Origin of the sequence: Actinophytocola sp. (assembly GCF_036402745.1) — a bacterium.
Taxonomy (GTDB): Bacteria; Actinomycetota; Actinomycetes; order Mycobacteriales; family Pseudonocardiaceae; genus Actinophytocola.
Genome location: NZ_DASWSJ010000077.1, coordinates 12,928 through 31,468 on the forward strand (window position 1 = coordinate 12,928; position 18,541 = coordinate 31,468).

19 protein-coding genes are annotated in these 18,541 nt (G+C 70.9%); 9 read left to right on the forward strand and 10 right to left on the reverse strand.

Annotated features, from left to right (window positions below; translation table 11 throughout):
* Positions 1–3 precede the first annotated feature (3 nt).
* Complete coding sequence (locus tag VGD70_RS07290; protein WP_331079400.1) at positions 4–786, forward strand: amidohydrolase family protein; 783 nt, start codon at positions 4–6, stop codon at positions 784–786.
* Positions 783–1,508, forward strand: a complete 726-nt coding sequence (locus tag VGD70_RS07295) for an amidohydrolase family protein (RefSeq protein WP_331079402.1) — start codon at positions 783–785, stop codon at positions 1,506–1,508. Before VGD70_RS07290 ends, VGD70_RS07295 begins: the two co-directional genes overlap by 4 nt.
* Before the next feature lie 23 nt (positions 1,509–1,531).
* Here VGD70_RS07295 and VGD70_RS07300 read toward each other — a convergent pair whose 3' ends face one another.
* Positions 1,532–1,912: a VOC family protein gene (locus tag VGD70_RS07300; protein WP_331079404.1), complete on the reverse strand. Its 381-nt coding sequence runs from the start codon at positions 1,910–1,912 to the stop codon at positions 1,532–1,534.
* A 265-nt stretch (positions 1,913–2,177) separates the two neighbouring features.
* On the opposite strand from VGD70_RS07300, the gene VGD70_RS07305 reads away from it, so the two are divergent.
* The 4 genes from VGD70_RS07305 to VGD70_RS07320 all read left to right on the forward strand — a co-directional run bounded on the left by VGD70_RS07305 (position 2,178) and on the right by VGD70_RS07320 (position 6,503).
* On the forward strand, positions 2,178–2,483 hold the full coding sequence (locus VGD70_RS07305; protein WP_331079406.1) for a hypothetical protein: 306 nt from the start codon (positions 2,178–2,180) through the stop codon (positions 2,481–2,483).
* Positions 2,484–2,602: 119 nt separating this feature from the next.
* Positions 2,603–3,217: a toll/interleukin-1 receptor domain-containing protein gene (locus VGD70_RS07310; protein WP_331079408.1), complete on the forward strand. Its 615-nt coding sequence runs from the start codon at positions 2,603–2,605 to the stop codon at positions 3,215–3,217.
* Entirely contained in the window at positions 3,214–5,295 is a 2,082-nt protein-coding gene (locus tag VGD70_RS07315; RefSeq protein WP_331079411.1) for a hypothetical protein, read from the forward strand. Before VGD70_RS07310 ends, VGD70_RS07315 begins: the two co-directional genes overlap by 4 nt.
* Positions 5,295–6,503 carry a hypothetical protein gene (locus tag VGD70_RS07320; protein ID WP_331079413.1) on the forward strand — a complete coding sequence of 403 codons (1,209 nt, stop codon included), beginning with the start codon at positions 5,295–5,297 and terminating at the stop codon, positions 6,501–6,503. Before VGD70_RS07315 ends, VGD70_RS07320 begins: the two co-directional genes overlap by 1 nt.
* A gap of 322 nt (positions 6,504–6,825) precedes the next feature.
* On the opposite strand, the gene cynS is transcribed toward VGD70_RS07320, so the two are convergent.
* Positions 6,826–7,275, reverse strand: coding sequence for a cyanase (gene cynS / locus VGD70_RS07325; RefSeq protein ID WP_331079415.1), 450 nt, complete (start codon positions 7,273–7,275; stop codon positions 6,826–6,828).
* The gene (locus VGD70_RS07330) at positions 7,272–7,634 is read right to left on the reverse strand and encodes a cupin (RefSeq protein ID WP_331079417.1); all 363 of its coding nucleotides are present in this window, start codon (positions 7,632–7,634) and stop codon (positions 7,272–7,274) included. Before VGD70_RS07330 ends, cynS begins: the two co-directional genes overlap by 4 nt.
* Positions 7,635–7,837: 203 nt before the next feature.
* On the opposite strand from VGD70_RS07330, the gene VGD70_RS07335 reads away from it, so the two are divergent.
* Positions 7,838–8,629, forward strand: coding sequence for a helix-turn-helix transcriptional regulator (locus VGD70_RS07335; protein ID WP_331079419.1), 792 nt, complete (start codon positions 7,838–7,840; stop codon positions 8,627–8,629).
* A 23-nt stretch (positions 8,630–8,652) separates the two neighbouring features.
* Positions 8,653–9,852: a damage-control phosphatase ARMT1 family protein gene (locus VGD70_RS07340; protein WP_331079421.1), complete on the forward strand. Its 1,200-nt coding sequence runs from the start codon at positions 8,653–8,655 to the stop codon at positions 9,850–9,852.
* Here the strand turns inward: VGD70_RS07340 and VGD70_RS07345 are convergent.
* The 7 genes from VGD70_RS07345 to VGD70_RS07375 form a co-directional block, all read right to left on the reverse strand.
* Complete coding sequence (locus tag VGD70_RS07345; RefSeq protein WP_331079423.1) at positions 9,821–11,245, reverse strand: hypothetical protein; 1,425 nt, start codon at positions 11,243–11,245, stop codon at positions 9,821–9,823. The two genes, VGD70_RS07340 and VGD70_RS07345, sit on opposite strands and share 32 nt — an antisense overlap.
* A gap of 64 nt (positions 11,246–11,309) precedes the next feature.
* Positions 11,310–12,359, reverse strand: a complete 1,050-nt coding sequence (locus VGD70_RS07350; RefSeq protein WP_331079425.1) for a hypothetical protein — start codon at positions 12,357–12,359, stop codon at positions 11,310–11,312.
* Complete coding sequence (locus tag VGD70_RS07355) at positions 12,337–12,744, reverse strand: hypothetical protein (protein ID WP_331079427.1); 408 nt, start codon at positions 12,742–12,744, stop codon at positions 12,337–12,339. Before VGD70_RS07355 ends, VGD70_RS07350 begins: the two co-directional genes overlap by 23 nt.
* Positions 12,745–12,937: 193 nt before the next feature.
* Entirely contained in the window at positions 12,938–14,800 is a 1,863-nt protein-coding gene (locus VGD70_RS07360) for an acyl-CoA dehydrogenase (protein WP_331079429.1), read from the reverse strand.
* A gap of 47 nt (positions 14,801–14,847) precedes the next feature.
* Entirely contained in the window at positions 14,848–15,687 is an 840-nt protein-coding gene (locus VGD70_RS07365) for an SDR family NAD(P)-dependent oxidoreductase (RefSeq protein ID WP_331079431.1), read from the reverse strand.
* Positions 15,671–16,579: an alpha/beta hydrolase gene (locus tag VGD70_RS07370; protein WP_331079432.1), complete on the reverse strand. Its 909-nt coding sequence runs from the start codon at positions 16,577–16,579 to the stop codon at positions 15,671–15,673. Before VGD70_RS07370 ends, VGD70_RS07365 begins: the two co-directional genes overlap by 17 nt.
* The gene (locus VGD70_RS07375) at positions 16,576–17,907 is read right to left on the reverse strand and encodes a cytochrome P450 (protein WP_331079434.1); all 1,332 of its coding nucleotides are present in this window, start codon (positions 17,905–17,907) and stop codon (positions 16,576–16,578) included. Before VGD70_RS07375 ends, VGD70_RS07370 begins: the two co-directional genes overlap by 4 nt.
* Before the next feature lie 104 nt (positions 17,908–18,011).
* Between VGD70_RS07375 and VGD70_RS07380 the strand changes: the two genes are divergently transcribed.
* A partial coding sequence (locus VGD70_RS07380) for a TetR/AcrR family transcriptional regulator (protein WP_331079436.1) occupies positions 18,012–18,541 on the forward strand: 530 nt, incomplete at its 3' end.

Genomic DNA, 18,541 nt, shown 5'->3' on the forward strand with positions numbered 1-18,541 from the left:
CTCGTGACCGATGCCATCGACGCGCACGCCCATCTCGGGAGCGGCTTCCGGCCGTGGCGCACCGACGACCTCGCGGCCGACCTCGTCTCCACGGCGGCCGACTCGGGTATCGGCAGGACCCTCGTGTCCACATTGGGCACGCGGAGCCTGCTGGCCCACCCGGGTCCGGACGACCTGCGGGCGGCCAACGAGCTCACCGCCGCGGCCGTCGCCCGGTTCCCGGACCGGCTCGCGGGGGTCGTGTACCTGTCGCCCGAGCACCCGCGGGCGTCGCTGGACGAGCTCGACCGGCACGTGGCCGACGGGCCGTTCGTCGGGGTCAAGCTGTGGATAGCGATGCGGGCCGACGACGTGCGGCTCGATCCGCTCGTCGCGCGCATGTGCGAGCTGGGCGTGCCGCTGCTCCAGCACGCCTGGTACAAGACGGTCGACGGCACGCCGGACGAGTCCACCCCGGCGGACGTCGCGTCGCTCGCCCGGCGCCACCCGTCGCTGCGGATCCAGATGGCACATCTGGGTGGGGCGGGCAAGCGGGGCGTCGCGGACATCGCGCCGCACCCGAACATCGTCGTCGACACGAGCGGCGGTGATCCCGTGCTCGGCGAGGTCGACCACGCGGTGGCCGAGCTGGGTGCGGAGCGGGTCGTCTTCGGCTCGGACGCGCCGATCCGCGACCCGGCCACCGCGCTGGCCAAGGTGCTCGGCTCGCAGCTGTCCGAACGCGACCGTCGGCTGGTCCTGCGGGAGAACGCGCTGCGCCTGTACCGAAGGCTGAGCCCCGCGTGATCGACGTCAGCTGCTTCGTCGGCCGCGGCCCGCTGGTCGCGCCCGAGTGGTCCACGCCGTCGGCGGTGGAGACCCTCCTGCGCCGCGAGGGAGTGACGAGGGCGGCGGTGTCGCCGATGGCCGGCCTGTTCCACCCGGACCCGGCGACGAACGACGAGCTGAAGGCGCTGCCGGACTTCTTCCGCCCCGTCCCCATCGTCGACCCGAGCTGGCCGGACGTGACCGCTCGCCTTGCTGGCTACCGTCGCCAGGGCTGCCCGGCGGTGCGGATAGTGCCCGGCAGCCACGGCTACGCCGCGCCCGCCGCGGCCGACCTCAAGCTGCTGTGCGGCGCCCTGGGCCTGGTGCTGGTCCTGCAGATGCGGGTGGCGGACGCCCGCAACCTGCCGCGGGACCTGACCCTGCCCGAGGTCCCGCTCGACGACGCGACGGCCCTCGCCCTGGCCGCCCCCGAGGTGCCGATGCTCGTGACCGGCGCCCGCGCGGGCGAGGTGGCCGCCATCCTGAGCGCGTCACCGGTGTCGGCGGACGTGTCCCTGGCCGAGGAACCCGACGTCCTGCGGCGAGCGGTGGCCGCGCACGGCCCGGACCGCGTCCTGCTGGGAACCCACGCGCCGTTCCTCACGCCGGCGGCCGCCCACCAGAAGCTGACGGCCGCCGCCCTGCCTCCCGAAGCCCGAGACGCGGTGAGCCGGGGAAACGCCGAACGCCTCGGCCTCTGAGAACTCCCGCCGCCACCCGAGCATCAGAGTGCGTTGAGGCGACCCTTGAGCAGGCAGAACTCATTACCTTCGGGGTCGGCCAGGACATGCCACGGCTCCTGCCCTGTCTGGCCGATGTCGGCCGGGCGCGCACCGAGCTTCAGAAGGCGTTCGAGCTCGGCGTCCTGATCGCGGTCGGTGGCGTTGACATCGATGTGCAGCCGGGATTTCCCCTGCTCCGGCTCATCCCTGCGACTGAGGAAGATCGTCGGCTGCGGACCACCGAACCCTTCGCGCGGCCCGATCCCCACCGAGCCGTCGTCCTCGCGAGCGAGCACGACGAAGCCCAGAACCTCGCACCAGAACCGCGCCAGCACCTCAGGGTCGCGGCAACCGAGCACGAGCCCACTGATACGACATGCCATTAACGAAACCTACCGGACGAGGCGAGCACGGGCGAAATGATTTCAGGGCCGACCCTGTCCGGGCAGCCGGGCAAGGCCGCTGCCATGCGGCAGGGAAGCTGACTTGGAGACACGACCTAAGTCCGCCAGTAACGTCCGCGGAGCTATGCCCGACTATCTTGATGTCAAGTCGACAAGCTGATAAGAATGCGGACGCCGAACGCGTCGATCTGGTGTGGACACTGCTCATTCTGAGTGGTGCGGCCCAGTCCAAAAGGGGGGAACCATGGCGGCATGGACAGAGCCGGGCTGGATCAGCTACCAGCGCAGAGCTGGTAGCGACCCCGTCCTTGAGCCACTTGACCTGCGGCGACGCCCCGGCGAGCGGGAATTCATCATGGTATGCGGAATGGGGTCCAACGTCATGTGGATACGCCAGTACGCCCGGACCGCCGAGGAAGCTCGCGCGAAATTCTACATATGGCTGGCGGAGCCCTGGCAAACGTTGACCACCGACTTCTCAGGCGCCGGCGTGACGAATGGCCTCGACTTCAAACCCAGCAGAATCGAATGGTTCAACATAGCCGAATAACCGTCGATGGTGAATGCCCTCGCACGCGGAATGCAGGACTGATCCAGGTCTGGTGCAGACACGGTGTACATCCTGGGCCCTCCACGACACCAGCCCACGAAACAGACCCAGGACACCCGATGCGAATCTTTGTCAACTACCGGACCGGGGACGGGGAGAGCACGGCCCTGGCGGTTGCTCGGTACCTGTCCGAACGGATCGGCGAGGACAACGTCTTCTACGACACCCGGTCCATCCCACCCGGTGCGCTGTTCGACCACGAGCTGCTGAGAAACGTCTGGCGCAGCGACATCATGGTGGCGATCATCGGGCCGCGGTGGCTCGACGCCGGAGACGCCGACGGAAGGGCGATCGACAAGCCGGAGGACTGGATCCGTCGGGAGATCGCCGAGGCGCTGAGCCACCAGGTGCGAGTCGTCCCGTTCCTGATCGGCGACGCTCCGCTGCCAGGTGTCGCCGACCTGCCGAGCGCGCTCGCCGACCTGACCCGCTGCCAGTACGTCAAGCTCGACTTCCGCTCTCCCGACGCGGGTTTGCAGCGACTGGGCGATGTGCTGGATCTTCCGGCTCGCGCCCGAGGCGATCGCCCGCGCAGTGGCCGGGGGCAGCGCGGTGGCATCGGCTCCATCACCGCCACGACCGTAACCGCCGTCACCGACACACGCGGTCCGGTGCACATCGGCGACCGGACCGAGACCGCGCGCGGCGGCCGGGCCGACCAGGACGACACATGAGCGCGCCGGACCTGGACGACGAGGAGCTCGAGGACAGCGGACCGGCCGGCGCGCAGCTCGGGGGCATCGGCGAGCTGCGCGCGGACCACGTCATCGCCATCACCGACTCGCAGGGCCCCGTGACGATCGCGGATCGCGTCGAGTTCTACATCCAGTCGGGCACGCGTGGCACGGAGTCGGCGTTCGGTGCCGCCGACACCTCCCGCACGCCACGGCTCGTTCCCGCGGACATCCTCACCGACCTGGCCCGGGTGTTCGTCGTGCCGCCCGGCTACGGCGACATCGTCCGGCAGCTGCGGGATCCCGGCACCGTGGTCTTGTCGGGGCTGGCGGGAAGTGGCAGGCATTCGGCGGCGCTCATGGCGCTGGGGGCCTCGGGGCAGGGCACGACCAGGTTCAGGGAGCTTCCCGACGACGGCGGCGAAGGTGAGTACGTTCTCGACGCGGGCGCGATCGAGACGGGGGAGCGCCTCCTGCTGGACCTGTCGGCCGAGGCGGGTCCGCTACGTCAGCGTGTGGTGAGCGACCTGCGGGCGTACCGGGCGGTCGTCGCCGAGCGGCAGGCCTACCTTGCCGTCGTACTCCCGCCACGGCTGCGGGACGTGGCGGACGACCTGGGTACCGCGATGGTGGAGATCGGACGGCCGGACGGCAAGCGGGTCTTCCGGCGGCATCTGGACGCCCTCGGTGTGCCGGTACCTGACGGCGACCTCAAAGACGAGACGCTGACCGGTCATCTCGATCACGACCCGATGCGGCAGATCGCGGCACTCGCCGGGCGGGTTCGGAGAGCTCGCAACGCCGCCGAGGGAAGAAGTGAGTGGCGGGACTGGCTCGGCGTCGCCATGCATCCCGACGCGCAACTGGACGCCGTGGCCAGGTTCGTGCGGGAGAACCCCGACGGGCGGGTGCGTGCTCTCCTCCTGGCCGCCGCCACGTTCGAGCACGCCACACCGGACACGGTCGCGGACGCGATGAGGAGGCTCCTCGACGTGGTGGGCTATCCACACCCGGAGGAGCACCGGCTGGACCGGCCCGATCTCGCCGAAGCCCTCCGCGAGATCGACGCGACGATCGACGACCGGAGGGTTCGGTTCGACACCATCACCTACGCACCCGCCGTTCGCACGCACTTCTGGGGCACCTTTCCCGACCTTCGCGACGAGCTCGGGCGCTGGATCGACAGGTGTGTGAGCCAACGCGCGCTGCCAGCTGTCGACCGCGTGGAGGTCGTACTGCGCTACACCGACCAGTGCCTGCTCACCGGCCATCCCGACGACCTGTGCGCCTTGGCCGAGCGGTGGGGCCGGCGCTCTCCGGCCACTGTGGACCATCTACTCGACTCGATGGGGCCGGCGCTCACGCGAGGACTGCTCGACGAGCGGTACGGCCCGTGGTTTCGCCGGCGGGTGTACACGTGGTCGTACAACCGCCAGCTGCCGCCCAGCCTGGCGACGCTGCTGATCGGGCTGTGCGACGGGGTGATCGCGCCGCTGCGGCCGCAACAGGCGCTGGTGCGGTTACGGCACTTCACCCACCACTCGAACCAGGAGGTCGCCGGCGAGGCGCGCGCCACGCTGGCGAGGTTGGCGACCGACGGGCACTTCGCGCGACGGATGCTGACCCGCGTGCACGCCGACCTGGTGGGCGAACGACCCCATCCGGTCGACTACGACCTGTTCACCGACGTGGCCGACCCGGTGCGGCTGACCGCTTCCGGCACGGGGGCATATCCGCGGATCGCCGAGCCGGAGACTCGCGAGCTCCTCACCGAGTGCTGGACCGGATGGCTCGAGAACCAACCCTACGGCCGGTTCGCGGTCGCGGTGCGGCCATGGCTCGACGCGCACGTCGCCGACCCGCGGCGCGCGCTACTGCTCGATGCTCTGGCTGCGGCCACCCGCGGCCACCCCCGCCTGCTGGCCGTGCTCTACGCGGCGGCCCGCGACTGGGTCACTCTCGCGCCGACTCTGCCGGACCAGCGCAGCCGGCAGCGCACCGCGGCGCTCCTCCAACACAAGTGCCGGACGGCCACCCTGCCCGCCGAGCGACGTCCCGACGAAGGAGACACGGACTGATGTTGAGCGACAAGGCCTATGTGGCCCTCACCGTGGCGGCGGCGGTGGTGTTCACCGTGTTGACCATCCTGGTCGGCTTGCGATGGTGGGTGGGGCCGGCGTTGTGCGTGCCCGTCATCGTGGCCGGGCTGTTGGTCAAGCACCGGCTCGAGAACAACCGGCTCTACGCGCCCGCTGCGCCGAGCTCCTACCCGCAGAGTCCGCCGCCACCGCCCGCCCCTCCCGCGAGCACGCGGGTCCAGGGCCTGGTGCTGCCCAGCAGGGACCGCGACTACCGGTTCCTGCTGTACGGCACGGTTCTGTGGCGCCACTCGGCGGCCGCACCGGCCGGTGGTCAGCACCCTCGACAGGACCAGCTCGCCATCGACGCGATCAGGGAACGCGCAACCCGGCACACACAGGACGAGCCCGCGGGCGACTTCGCCCTTGTGGGTTCCCGGTTGGCCGCCGACCTCTCCTATCCCGCCGCGGATCGGAGCGGCGAGCTGGAGGTCTGGGCCCACGATGTCGTCCTCTCCATCCCGGAAGCCGACCTGCAGCGACTGAACAAGCTCGCAGACCTCCGCAAGGACGAAGAGGTGTGGGAACACGAGCGCGACCGCGAGCGGAACATACGTGCCTACCTGCGTGACGATGTGTTCATGAGCACGGGCAGCGCGGTGGTGTGGTGGCTGTCCCAGGACACGACGAAGGTCGACCAGGCCGTTGCCCTGATCGGCGCTTTGGCGAAGTTGACTGCCGCGGCCAACGACCGTGAGGTCGACCCCGTGTTCCGGGCGTTCGTCGATGCCGTTCAGCCGAGCTCCACCATCGGGGCCGCGGGGTCGCCCGCGCAACTCGACCTCGACGACGGTCGCGGTGTGGTGGAGTCGGTCCGCTGGTTGATAGCCGAAGCCATGCCGCACGGCACCGAGCCGGATCGCGCGCACATGGCCGACCAGCTGGCGACCCTCGTCGCGACCATGGGCGCCGACGACGCCGCACGGGAGATCCGCCAGGCGTTCAACGCCCCGAACTTCGCCGACGATCCCGATGCCGACGACCCCGATGCCGGCGATCCACGGACGGAGGAGGTCCGGACAGCGGGTCTGACGGTCAGCGAGGCCGGGAACGACGGAGCGAACGGTGCGCCGGCCACTCCGATGTCGGACGCGACCACGGCCGCGCCGCTGGATCATCGACCCCATCCTGGCTTCTTCGAGAACTGAGATTCGGTGAAACGGACGGCTTCGCGATAGCGGTGCTGCCTGAAGCTTTCACCCGCCCGTGGGGAGGTTCGTCCAGCTGGCCTTGTAGTCCACGCCTGAGTCGCGGAACAGGGTCGTGACAGGGCAGCGGCGCTCTATCTCGCTCGCGAACCGGGCGAAGTCCTCGTCGGACAGGTTGTCTCCACCGAGGTCGACACGGTCACGTCGCGGAGGTTGGAGATTCCTCCTCGCCGTGGACCAGGTGTTCGGGACCCCAGAGCTCGTGCCTTGCAGCTCGAAGGGAAAGACCTGTCCTGCCACGACTGTTCTCTGTTCGAACGGCCTACCACTGGTAGGGCAGGAACTTCCCGTCGAAGGTCACCACCACGCGGTCGCCGCCCGGGTCGGGTCGGCGGGCTACGGTCATCGTGAAGTTGATCGCGCTCATGATCCCGTCGCCGAACTCCTCGTGGATCAGCTCCTTGACCGCCTCGCCGTAGACGTGCAGCGCCTCGTGGAAGCGGTAGATCGTCGGATCCGTGGACACCGCCGGGTCGGCCGTGCGGTACGGCTGCAGCCGCAGCGCCTCCAGCACCTCGTCGTCGAGGTCGAGCAGCTCCCCGATCACCCGCGCGTCCCCGGCGGGGACGGGGTGCTTGCCGAGCAGTGCCGCGACCGTCCACACCAGCGGCTTGTCGATGACCTCGGCGAGGCGGCTCCACGGGATCCCCGCCCTGCTGCGGGCCCGCGCGACGATCCTGCCGGCCTCGGCCTTGTCGGGTGCGGCGGTCATGAGTAGTACTCGTTGCCGCGGGAGAACTCGACGAACGTGCATGCCTGCGCGCCGACCGTCCACGCGTCGTGACCCGGTGGCAGCAGCATGACCTCGCCCGCCGAGAACTCCTCCGCCGAGTCGTCGGCCATGCGCACGGCGAGCGTGCCCGCGGTGACCAGCGCGACGTGCGGCAGCTCGCACAGCTCGGTGCCGGCGTACTCCTTGAGGTCCGTCGACCACTTCGCGCCCGGTCCGAACGTCACCTCCGTGACGCTCACGCCGTCGAGCTCGGCGGTCCGCTTGGCGATCAGCCCGTGGACATCGCTCTCGATGTCGGCCAGCCGGGCCTTCTGCATGGCTGGGTGGTAGCTCCCCATGAGTGAGCTCCTCTCCGCTTCCGGGTCCGCCCGATACAAGCAGCGACCGGTCGGCGGCCGCCAGGCAATGCGCGCACGGCGCCCGGCGGTTCGCGCACGGCCGCCGGCGGGCGACCCGGAACCTTTACACCGCAGGAACGTCGCGGACACAGCCGCGAGCGATGTTCTTGCCAAGCCGAGCGATCGCCGAGGGAGGACCCGCGATGACGGCTCTCGACCTGCCGGCCCGGATCCTGGAGACCGTCCCGAGGCCGGTGTGGGTCGTCGACGGCGAGGGCGCCGTCGCCTTCGTGAACCCGGCCGCCGCGCGGGAGCTGCGCTACCGCCACCCGGACGACCTCCGCGGCAGGCCGAGCCACGACACCCTGCACAGCCGGCGACTGGACGGATCGGCCTACCCGGCCGCCGAGTGCCCGCTGCTGCGTCCCGTCCGGACCGGCGAACCGGCCGCCGCGGCGGACCAGTGGCTGTTCCGGCGCGACGGCGAGCCGTTCCCGGTCGCGTGGTCGTCCGTGCCGATCGAGCTGCCGGACGGGCAGGGCGTGGTGCTGACGTTCACCGACGTCACCGACCGCAGGGAACAGGAGGCCGCGGCGCGGGAGCGGGAATGGGCGCAGGCCCGCGCCGACAGCCCCCGCCGGTCCGCGCTCGCCGACCGGGCGACCCTGACGGCGACGATCTGGACGTTCGTCGCCGAGAACGCCACCGACCCGCACCTCACGCCGGCCGTGCTGGCCCGGCAGCACCACGTCTCGCTGCGGTTCCTGCAGTCGCTGTTCTCGGACTCGGGCCACACCCCGGCGAGCTACATCCGCGACCAGCGGCTCACCCGTGCGAAGGCCCTGCTCCGCCGGGGCGAGACCGTGACGCGGTCCGCGCTGCTCAGCGGGTTCACCGACGCGGGCACCCTCACCAGGGCCTTCCGGCGCCGCTACGGCACGACGCCGTCGGAGTTCAGAGCCGGCGGCTTCCTCGACGTGGCTCGCGAGCCGTAGAAGACGCCGTGTGACACTCGGTTGTGACCAACCGTGACGTCGAGCGATCCGCGACCGTGCCGGACGCGCCGGAGATCCTGAGCAACGTACCCGGCTCGTTCCCCTGGAGCGTGTTGCACGACCGCCATCCCGCGCTCATCGAGAAGGTGCGCGACGGCCTGCCGTACCCGCCGGACCGGCGGCGGGCCCTCGACGAGCTCGCCGAGGAGATCACCGGCGTCATCCGCCCGCTCCGCCCCGACGCCGGCGACCGCGAGCTGTGGGCCGAGCACCTCGGCGAGCGGTGGTACGACGTGCCGTTCCTCTGGGCGGAGAGCTACTTCTACCGCAAGCTGCTCGAGGCGGTCGGCTACTTCGGGTCCGGGCCGTGGCGCTGGATCGACCCGTTCGAGCCGTTCAAGTCCGCGGAGCTCGACTCACCCGAGCTCGAGCGCGACCTGGCCGCGCTCGACGAGCTGGCCACGCTGCCACTCGCCGACCGGGACGCGACGTTGCTGACCGCGTCCCTGTGGGGCAACCGGGCCGACCTGGGCTTCCAGCTCTCGGCGCGGCGCGGGCAGGGGGACGGTACGACCGCGCTGGTGGTGGACCAGAGCCCGCTGCTGTGGTCCCTCCTCGAGGAGACCGCCCCCGGCACGGTGTGCGTGGTGGCCGACAACGCCGCCCGCGAGCTGGTGCCGGACCTGTTCCTGGCCGACCACCTGCTCGGCACCGGCCGGGCGGCCAGGGTCACGCTGCACGTCAAGGCGTACCCGTACTACGTCTCCGACGCGATGACGGCCGACGTGACCGCCGCCCTGCGCCGGCTGGTCGGCGCGGCCGGCCGCGCCGCCGACGCGGGCCGCCGCCTCTGGCAGGCGATGGTGGACGGCGTCCTGACGGTGCGCACCCACCCGTTCTCGTGCGCACCGCGGTCCTACCACCACCTGCCCGCCGACCTGGCGGAGGAGTTCGCCGCGGCCACCGTCACGATCATGAAGGGCGACCTCAACTACCGCCGCCTCGTCGGCGACCGCGCGTGGCCCGCGACCACCCCGTTCGAGGCGGTGACGGACTACTTCCCCGGCGCCGTCGCGGCATTGCGCACCCTGAAGTCCGACGTGGTGGTCGGCCTCCCCGCCGACGTGTTGGCCAGCCTCGACGCGACCGGCGAACCGTGGCGTACCGCAGGAACCCACGCCCTGATCCAGGTCAGGAGAAGTACCTCGCCAGGATGCCCGTGATCACCCGTTCCACCTTGGCCGCGGTGTCGGCGGGCGGTCCCGCGCCACGGCTCGCCGGCCCGCCGTCCACGGTGAGGCTCAACAGCCCGTCATCGGCGGGGTCGCCGGAAACCCCCACCCACACCCGATATGCCTGTCGATCGGGCGAGTTCTCGACATAACCGGGATGCCCGGCGAACTCCGCGTCGCGGACCGTGAAGACGTCGGCAACCCCGTGCACCGGATCCGCCCCGATGCGGAACTGAATGCGCACCTGGCGTTCCGGCTCGACGAAATAGCACGAGGACACCTCGCCGTCGTCCACCGTGACGGGTACCAGCTGTGCGCCGAAATGCTTTCTGATGGCGTCGAGTGCCACCGCGCAATGCACGTCCACGTCGGTCTCGGCGGCGCGCAGGATCGCGGTCCTGCCATTCGGCACCGACATCTCGACGAACGGCTGGCAGTGCCTCGCGATCTGTCGCTCGAGGTTTCCGCACGCACCGAGGTACGGGGAATCCGCCTCGTCCGCGCCGTACAGCAGCGGGCGCTGCGGCGCCACGTCCGGCGGCGGCGACTCGAGCACGGTCATCACCGACTTCGCGAGCGTCGCGGCCTTACCGCAGTCCTCCGCCGCGACGCCGGCCCACAGCTCGGGCGAACCCGCCGGCCCAGCCTGCCACGCCGTCCAGCACACGGTCCGGCCGGTCGAGTCGTCCTCCTGCACCCGCACCTGGACACCGCCGACGGTTTCGGTCCTGGTCGCACCGATGAGCGGATTCCGATAACCGAACTCCAGATGAGCCACGCTCGGCTCCCAGCGCTCACAGGCCGCGCCCACCCCGGTACCGGCCCACGTCAGTGCGCGCGGATCGGCGTCATCGCCCAGCGCTTCGGCGAGCGCACCGCACGCGTCCCACTGTGGTGTCGCGGTAAGTGCGGCCGACCCGGTGAGCGTGGTGGCCGCGGCGGCGAGGAACCCGTTGATCGCCGGTCCGCAATCCCCCTTCACCCGGTCCACGTCGAACTTGAGCGCCAGCTCGAAGCTGACGGGGAAATACGCCAGGCAGGTGTCACGAGTCGCGTAGTCCACGTAAGCCTTGGCGTCGCCGATCGCCCGCACGGGCAGTTTCAGACGTTCATCGGTGCCGATCTGCGAAATGCTGACCGAGGCGCCGGGACTGCCGGCCATGCCGCACGAGAACGGGTCCCGCGCCCTCGGCTGGGCGGCCGGCGCCGTGGTCGCCGCCGACCGCAGCACCGCGCACAGGTCGAGCCGCCGCAGCGCGGCCAGGACCGCCGTCTCGTCCCGGTCCTTGGGTGCCGCGGTCCGCGGATGCGCGGCGCCGGACGACGATCCGCCGGGTGTCGGCGGGTCGTTCGATGTACATCCGGTCAGGGCGAGAGCGGTCACGAGGCCGATCCCGACAAGCCATCCACGTCCACGAAACCAGGTCCCCACGACATACCCCCGAGTTTCAGCCATCTTGGCCAGGAGCCTCGTCCAGCTGCGGCAACGTGTCCTCGAACTTCGGGACCGCGGTCTTGAAGTCCTTGGCCAGCTGAGCCATTTCCGAGTTGAGGCTGTTGACCGCGGCGGTGGCGTCCCGCAGGATGCCGTCCTTGACCTTCAGATATGACTCCGCGAGCTCCTTCCACAAGAAGCCCTGGACCGTCCCGACGGTCGTTTCCTTGTCCGTCCCGAACAGCTTCTCGGCGGCTTGTTTGAAGGTTCCCGACCACGCCTCGGTCACCATCGCCGTGCCGATCACGGCCCCCGTGCCGCCGGTCATGTAGGTGACCGCCGCCGCAGCGATCACGCTGATCACCAGGCCGGCCACGTCCAAGGTGAAGCCGTCTGCCGACTTCGTGTGGAACTTGTCCTCGAACTTGTCGACGAGCCCACCGGCGGCGCGGTCGAGATCGATCCGCGCGGCCTTGATCACCAGTCCGTATTTCGGCAGCAGGTCCTTGAGCTCGCCCACGACCAGGTTGAGCTGCTCGGCCACGCTTTCCAGCCGGGAGACGAACCGGCTCGCTTCGACGGACGCCTGGCCATGCCACTCCGGCGGGAACTTGGCCAGCTCGTGGGTGAACTTCTGGCCCACCCAGTAGATGTTGCGCACCGCCGCGGTGGCGACCGCCAGGAGGTTCGCGCCGGACTCGACCTGCTGGGTGGACACCGCGACCAGCGGGTCGAGAAAGTCGGAGTACCGGTACTCATGCAGGACCGACCGGAAGTCGTACTGCTCCGTTGGCGGCCTGCCAACTTCTCCCGAACCGGAGTACATCGGCCCAGACTCTTCGCGCCACTCATAGTCCAGGGGCTGCCCCCCGCCACCCTTGCCGCGAGGCGCGTACACCTCGCGGTCGTATTCGTGGGTTTCGGGATGCAGGAGGAACTCGAGCCAGGAGGACAGCCGGTTTACGTTCGCCTCCAGCCGCGGGTTGTCCTTGAAATTGTGCTCGACGAGGTAGTGGTGGTAGTCGCCGTGCCTGTCCGAGTCACCGTAGGTCGGTGGCGCCATTGGACCCTCCTCCCGATGCGTGCCGGTCGAGCAGACCGTCGAACACGGTGGCGTGCGTCGAGTCGAGGTGCTGGTACAGCTGGTTGGTCTCGACGAACGCCTGCACCAGGTAGTTCAACTTGCCCGAGATCTGGTGATGCAGCGCGTGGATCTCGGTGTACAGGTCGCGATAGGTGGTGAGGAAGGTGCGGCACGCGGCGGTGAACTCGGCCTGCGTGCCGCCGAGCTCCGGATGGCCCACCAAGGTGGCGAAGTCCGGATCGGCGGTGGTCAGATCTGCTTCGGTCAGTTGATCTTCGATTTCGTCGTAGCGCAGCTGAGACTCTTTGAGTGCATCGATATAGTCCTGCAACTGCGTCGGGTCGACCCGGAATCCCTCGGTCACAAAAGTCCTCCCCCATGGCGACGGCGCCCACCCGCGTGCGAATCTCGCGAGAAGGTGACCACCGTACTTGGCCCCAGTGCGTAACGTCATCGAAAGGGACGTCACCGCCGGGTGGCTGGTTCCAACGCGACGTGAGCCGCCACGCGGTCAAGGACGTCGCTCGCTGGCTCGAGCCGGACCTCCCGCCGCCCGGTCAGCCCAGCTGAGTCGCCAGGTACTGCTCGGGGATGGCGAACGCGTCCACCAGCGTTCGGGCGTGTGGGCGCAGCTCCTTGCACAGCGCGTTGACCTCGGCGACCACCTTCTTGGCCAGTTGCGGGGTCAGGCGGCCGTGTTCGAGGAACCAGGCCCGGTCCGCCTCGATGGTCGACAGGACGTACAGGTCGCACACCCGGGTCAGCAACGCCTTCGCCGGCGCGTCCGCGCACGTGTCGATGGCCGCGACGAAGGCGTCCAGGACCAGCCGGTCGATGTGCGCGCGGCCCGCGAGCAGGACGTGGTCCTGGGCGTCGTTGAACACCTCGAACGGGTCGTTGTCCGACGATGCCGCCGCGCGCAGCCTCCTGGCCAGGCCGGCGAGGATGTGTTGCTCGCGGTCCTCGAAGAGATCCGTGTGCCACGCCCGGTCGTGCAGGGCCGGGCTCACGAGCTTGCGCGCCGGCAGGCGTTCCAGGACCGCGCCCATCAGCTGCTCCGCGACCAGCCGGGCGGTCGCGAGTGGACTGAGGTCGGCGAAGTTGTCCCGGTAGTCGGTCAGCAGGCCCTTGGCGACCAGCTGCAGCAACACCGTGTTGTCGCCTTCGAAGGTGGTGAAGACGTCCGTGTCCGCCTTCAGGCCGGGCAGCAGGTTCTCCGCCAGGTAGCCCGCTCCGCCGCAGGCCTCGCGTGCGGTTTGGACGGTCGCCGTCGCGTGCCAGGTGGCGACCGCCTTGATGCCCGCCGCCCGGGACTCCAGGACCCGTTGGGCGCGCTCGTCCGGCTCCGGCCCGCTCTGGACCTCGTGCAGCATCGCGACCAGCTCCTCCTGCGCGAAGTGCAGGGCGTAGCTGGTCGCGAGGGCGGGCAGCAGCTTGCGCTGGTGGGCCAGGTAGTCCAGCAGCACGACCTCCGCGCCGTCACCCGGGCGCTGGAACTGGCGGCGCACCTCCGCCCGCCGGACCGCGATCGTCAGCGCCCGCTGGGTCGCGCTGCCCGCGCCTCCCGCCACGCTCACCCGGCCGCGGACCAGGGCGCCGAGCATGGTGAAGAACCGGCGACCGTCGCTCTCGATCGGGCTCGTGTAGGTGCCGTCCTCGGTCACGTCGCCGTACCGGTTCAGCAGGGCCTCGCGGGGGACCCGCACGCCGGAGAACCACAGGCGCCCGTTGTCCACGCCGTTCAGGCCCGCCTTCGGGCCGCAGTCCTCGATGCGCACGCCCGGCATCGGGCGGCCCGCCGAGTCGCGGATCGGCACCATGAACGCGTGCACGCCGTACTGCCGGTCGCCGACGATCAGCTGCGCGAACACCACGGCCAGCCGGCCGTCCCGGGCCGCGTTGCCGATGTAGTCCTTGCGCGCGGCGTCGTCCGGGGTGTTCACCACGAAGGACCCGTCGGTGTAGGTGGCCGTCGTCCGCAGGTGCTGGACGTCCGAGCCGTGGCCGGCCTCCGTCATCGCGAAGCAGCCGGGCAGCTCCAGCGAGATGATGTCGCGCAGGTACCGCTCGTGGTGCCGTTCGGTGCCGAGCAGCTGCACGGCCCCGCCGAACAGTCCCCATTGGACACCCGCCTTGACCATCAGGGACAGGTCGCCGTAGCCCAGCATCTCGAACGACACGACCGAGCCACCGGTGTCGCCCTCGCCGCCGTACGCGCGGTCGAAGCCCAGCTTCGGGTGTCCGGCGTCGACCAGCTCCCGCAGCTGCTCGGACACGAGCGCGCGGTGGGCCTCCCGGTCCAGGTCGTAGGAGTCCGCGAGCTTGCTGCTGGTCATCCGCTCCCGCAGCCGCCTGCGCAGCTCGCCCCAGCGACCGTCGAGGACAGTGGTGAGCGGGCGCGGGTCAACCTGTTCGGCCATGACCCATCAATACCCCACCAGCGAGCGCGCCACACGCCGAACGGCGGTCAGGTCTGCCGGCTGCGCAACCGGGACTGCACGCGCGAGATCACGTCGTAGTAGTGGGTGGGCGCGATCCGGGCGAGCGCGTCGAACGCGTAGGCGTCCGGACCGACGAGGATGCGGGCCTTCCCGCGCTCGACTCCTTTGTGGATGATGGCGGCGGCCTTGTCGGGCGAGGTCATCGTCATGGCCTCGAACTGCGCGGCCATCTGCTCCTTCGTCCGCCCCAGGCCTTCCGGGTCCCGGCGGATCCGCGCGTTGCGGGCGATGTTGGTGGTGATGCCGCCCGGATGCACGGCGACCGCGCGCACCCCTGTGCCACGCAGCTCCTGGCGCAGCGAGTCGGTGAAGCCGCGGACGGCGAACTTCGCGGCGCAGTAGGCACTCTGGTAAGGCATGCCCACCAGCCCGAACACGCTGGAGGTGTTCACGACGACCCCGGAGTCCTGCTCGACGAGGATCGGCAGGAACGCCCGGGTGCCGTTGACCACGCCCTGGAAGTTGATCTCGTGCAGCCAGTCGTCGTCCTCCGGCGCCCCGTCCAGGACGCTGGCGGTCACCGCGACGCCGGCGTTGTTGAACACCGCGGCGAGCGGCGCCGGGAGCCAGTCCCGCACCTCGTCGGCGAACCGCCGCTGGTCGGCCGCGTCCCGGACGTCGAGAACCCGGGTGAGCACCCGGCCGGGCAGCGTCGCCGCGGTGTCCTTCAGCCCGGCCTCGTCGACGTCGGCGATCGCGACCGGTGACCCGAGCCGCGACAGCCGCCGGGCGAGGCCGCGACCGATGCCGGAGGCGGCACCGGTGATCATTACCGGTCGGCCGGTGAGGCTAGGGCGCGGGGGCATCGGTGCTCCTCGTCTGGTCTTCTCGGCGGGCATGGCCGGCGATGAGGTCGACCAGCACCGGCCACGCGTCCTTCGGCAGGTCGTGCCCCATGCCGGGGATGGTCTCGAGCCGGGCGCCGGTGATCGCCCGCACGGTCGCCGCGCCGCCGGCCGGGCGGACCATCCGGTCGCGGTCGCCGTGGACCACCAGCGTCGGGGCGGTGACCGCGCGCAGGGCGGCGGACCGGTCGCCGGAGCGCATGATCGCTCCGAGCTGCCGGCCGACGCCCCCGGTCGACGGGTCGCGGTCCCAGGCCTGGCCGGCGCGCTCGCGCACGCCGGCCTCGTCGAACGGGAAGCCGGCCGAGCCGATGTGCCGGAACATCCGGACCGCGCCGGCGATCGCGGTCTCCCGGGTTCTCGGCGGCTTCGCGGCCATCAGTCGCAGGGTGGACAGTGCCGGCCGGCCGGTCCGGAGTGCCCCGGTCGTCGACATGATCGACGTGAGCGTCCGCGCCCGCTCCGGGTGCCGTGCCGCCACCGTCTGCGCGATCATGCCGCCCATCGACGCGCCGACGAGGTGGGCGCTCTCGCAGCCGAGCGCGGCGAGGAGGCCGGCGGTGTCCTCGGCCATGTCGGTGATGTCGTACTGCTGCGGCGGAAAGCGGCCCAGGAACATCGCCGCGAGGCTGGCCGGCCGGAACCGCAGGTGCGTCGAGCGGCCGATGTCGCGGTTGTCGAAGCGGACGACCCGGTAGCCGCGGTCGGCCAGCCGCGTGCAGAACTCCGCCGGCCAGCTGTGCAGCTGCTGCCCGAGGCCGGCGACCAGCAGCAGCGGGTCGGCACCCGCGTCGCCGAGCTCCTCGTAGGTAAGCGAGATGCCGCGGCCGACGTCGGCCGTTCGTTCGGTCATGACCGCGCTCCTGTCGACGTGCTCGCCGCGGACGGCGCCGCGGCGGCCGACCGGCGGTGCACGACCGCGAGGCCGCCCTTTCCCGGAGCGTAGGCGATGCCGCGGGAATGCCAGCGCTCGGCGCGTTCGGTCGTCGGCGTCAGCGAGTAGTCGCGCAGCATGGTGCGCAGCACGACGTTCATCTCCATGTTCGCGAAGGCGGCGCCGACGCAACGCCGGGTGCCGCCGCCGAACGGGATCCAGTGGTACAGGTCCGGTCGCGCGTCGAGGAAGCGCGCCGGGTCGAACGTCCGCGCGTCCGGGAAGACCTTGTCGTCGTCGTGGATCAGCCCGATGCTGACGAGCACCGCGTACCCCTTCGGCACCGTCCACCGGCCGAGCTCGAAGGTCTCCGCCTTCACCTGCCGGCCCACCATGTCGATGACCGGGCGGGTGCGCTGGACCTCGAGGACGGTCGCCTCCCGCAGCGCCTTGCCGCCGGCGTCGACCTCGTCGACCAGCTGGCGCAGGATCGCGGGGTGGCGGCGCAGCCGCTCCACGGCCCACGCCAGGGTCGTCGCCGTCGTCTCGTGCCCGGCGGCCAGCAGGGTCAGCAGCTGGTCGGCGATCTCCTCGCGGCTCATCGCCGTGCCGTCCTCGTAGCGGCTCCGCAGCATCATCGCGAGGACGTCGTTGCGGTCGTCGAGATCCGGCGCCCGCCCGGCCTTGTCGACGAGCCGGTCGACGACCGCGTCGTACTCGCGGCGCATGGCCCGGAACCGGCCCCACGGGCTCCACCGCCCGCGCTTCGGCAGGGGGAACACGGCCAGCCGGGAGCCCAGGCTCACCAGCCGGGGGAGCAGGTCCCGCAGCTCGGCGAACTCCGCGCCCTCCGCGCCGAACACGGCCCGCAGGATGGCGTTGAGCGTGATCCGCATCGTCGAGGGCAGGGTGGGGAACGGCCGGCCTTCCGGCCAGGACGCCATCTCCCGCACCGTCTCGTCCTCGACGATCTGCTCGTACGCGGCGAGCCGGCGGCCGTGGAACGGCGGCACGAGCAGCCGGCGCCTCGTGCGGTGCTCCTCGCCGGAGAGCGCGAACAGCGAGCCGGCGCCGAGTACCCGCCCGAGGTTCTGGTCGAGGTTGTCCACGACGTCGGCGCCCGTGGTGAACAGCTGCTTGATCTCGGCGGGATCGCTGATCACCACGGCCCGGCCGAAGATCGGCACGTTGACGGTGAAGGTGTCGCCGTAGCGGTTCCGCAGCCGGGGCATCCCGCGCAGTGGCGTCACGAGCGCGTAGGCGCCCTGCACGAAACGGGGGGTCGACGGGCCTGGCGGAAGAGTCACTGGTGGGTCCACCTCGCTGCGGTACGCGGCCGTACCACGGTGACGGTACGCCGACGTACCATTTGGCACAAGGCGCGCCGGACGAGAGGTATAGCGTGGTGGCGATGACGACTGACCAGCAGGAACGCGGCGCGACCGTGGACGCGGGCCCGGGCGGGTTCCGCCAGCGGCTGCTCGACGGCCTCGCCGAGTCGATCGTGCGGGACGGCTACCGCAACGCCACCGTCGCCGACATCGTGCGCCGGGCCCGCACGTCGCGGCGCACGTTCTACGAGCACTTCGCGAGCAAGGAGGCGTGCCTGGTCGCGCTGCTCACCGACGCCAACGCCGAGATGATCCGCCAGATCTCCGCGGCGGTCGACCCGGCGGCCCCGTGGGCGACGCAGGTGCGGCAGGCGGTCGAGGCGTGGATCGGCTGCGCGGAGTCCGCGCCCGCGATCACGCTGAGCTGGATCCGCGACGTCCCCTCGCTGGGCGCCGGGGCGCGCGAGCTGCAGCGCGACGTGATGGACGCGTTCGTCACGATGATCCAGACCCTGTGCGACACCGGCGAGTGGCACGCGGTCGGCGTCGGCCCGGTGCCCCGCCGGCTGGCGATCATGCTGTTCGGCGGCCTGCGGGAGCTGATCGCGAC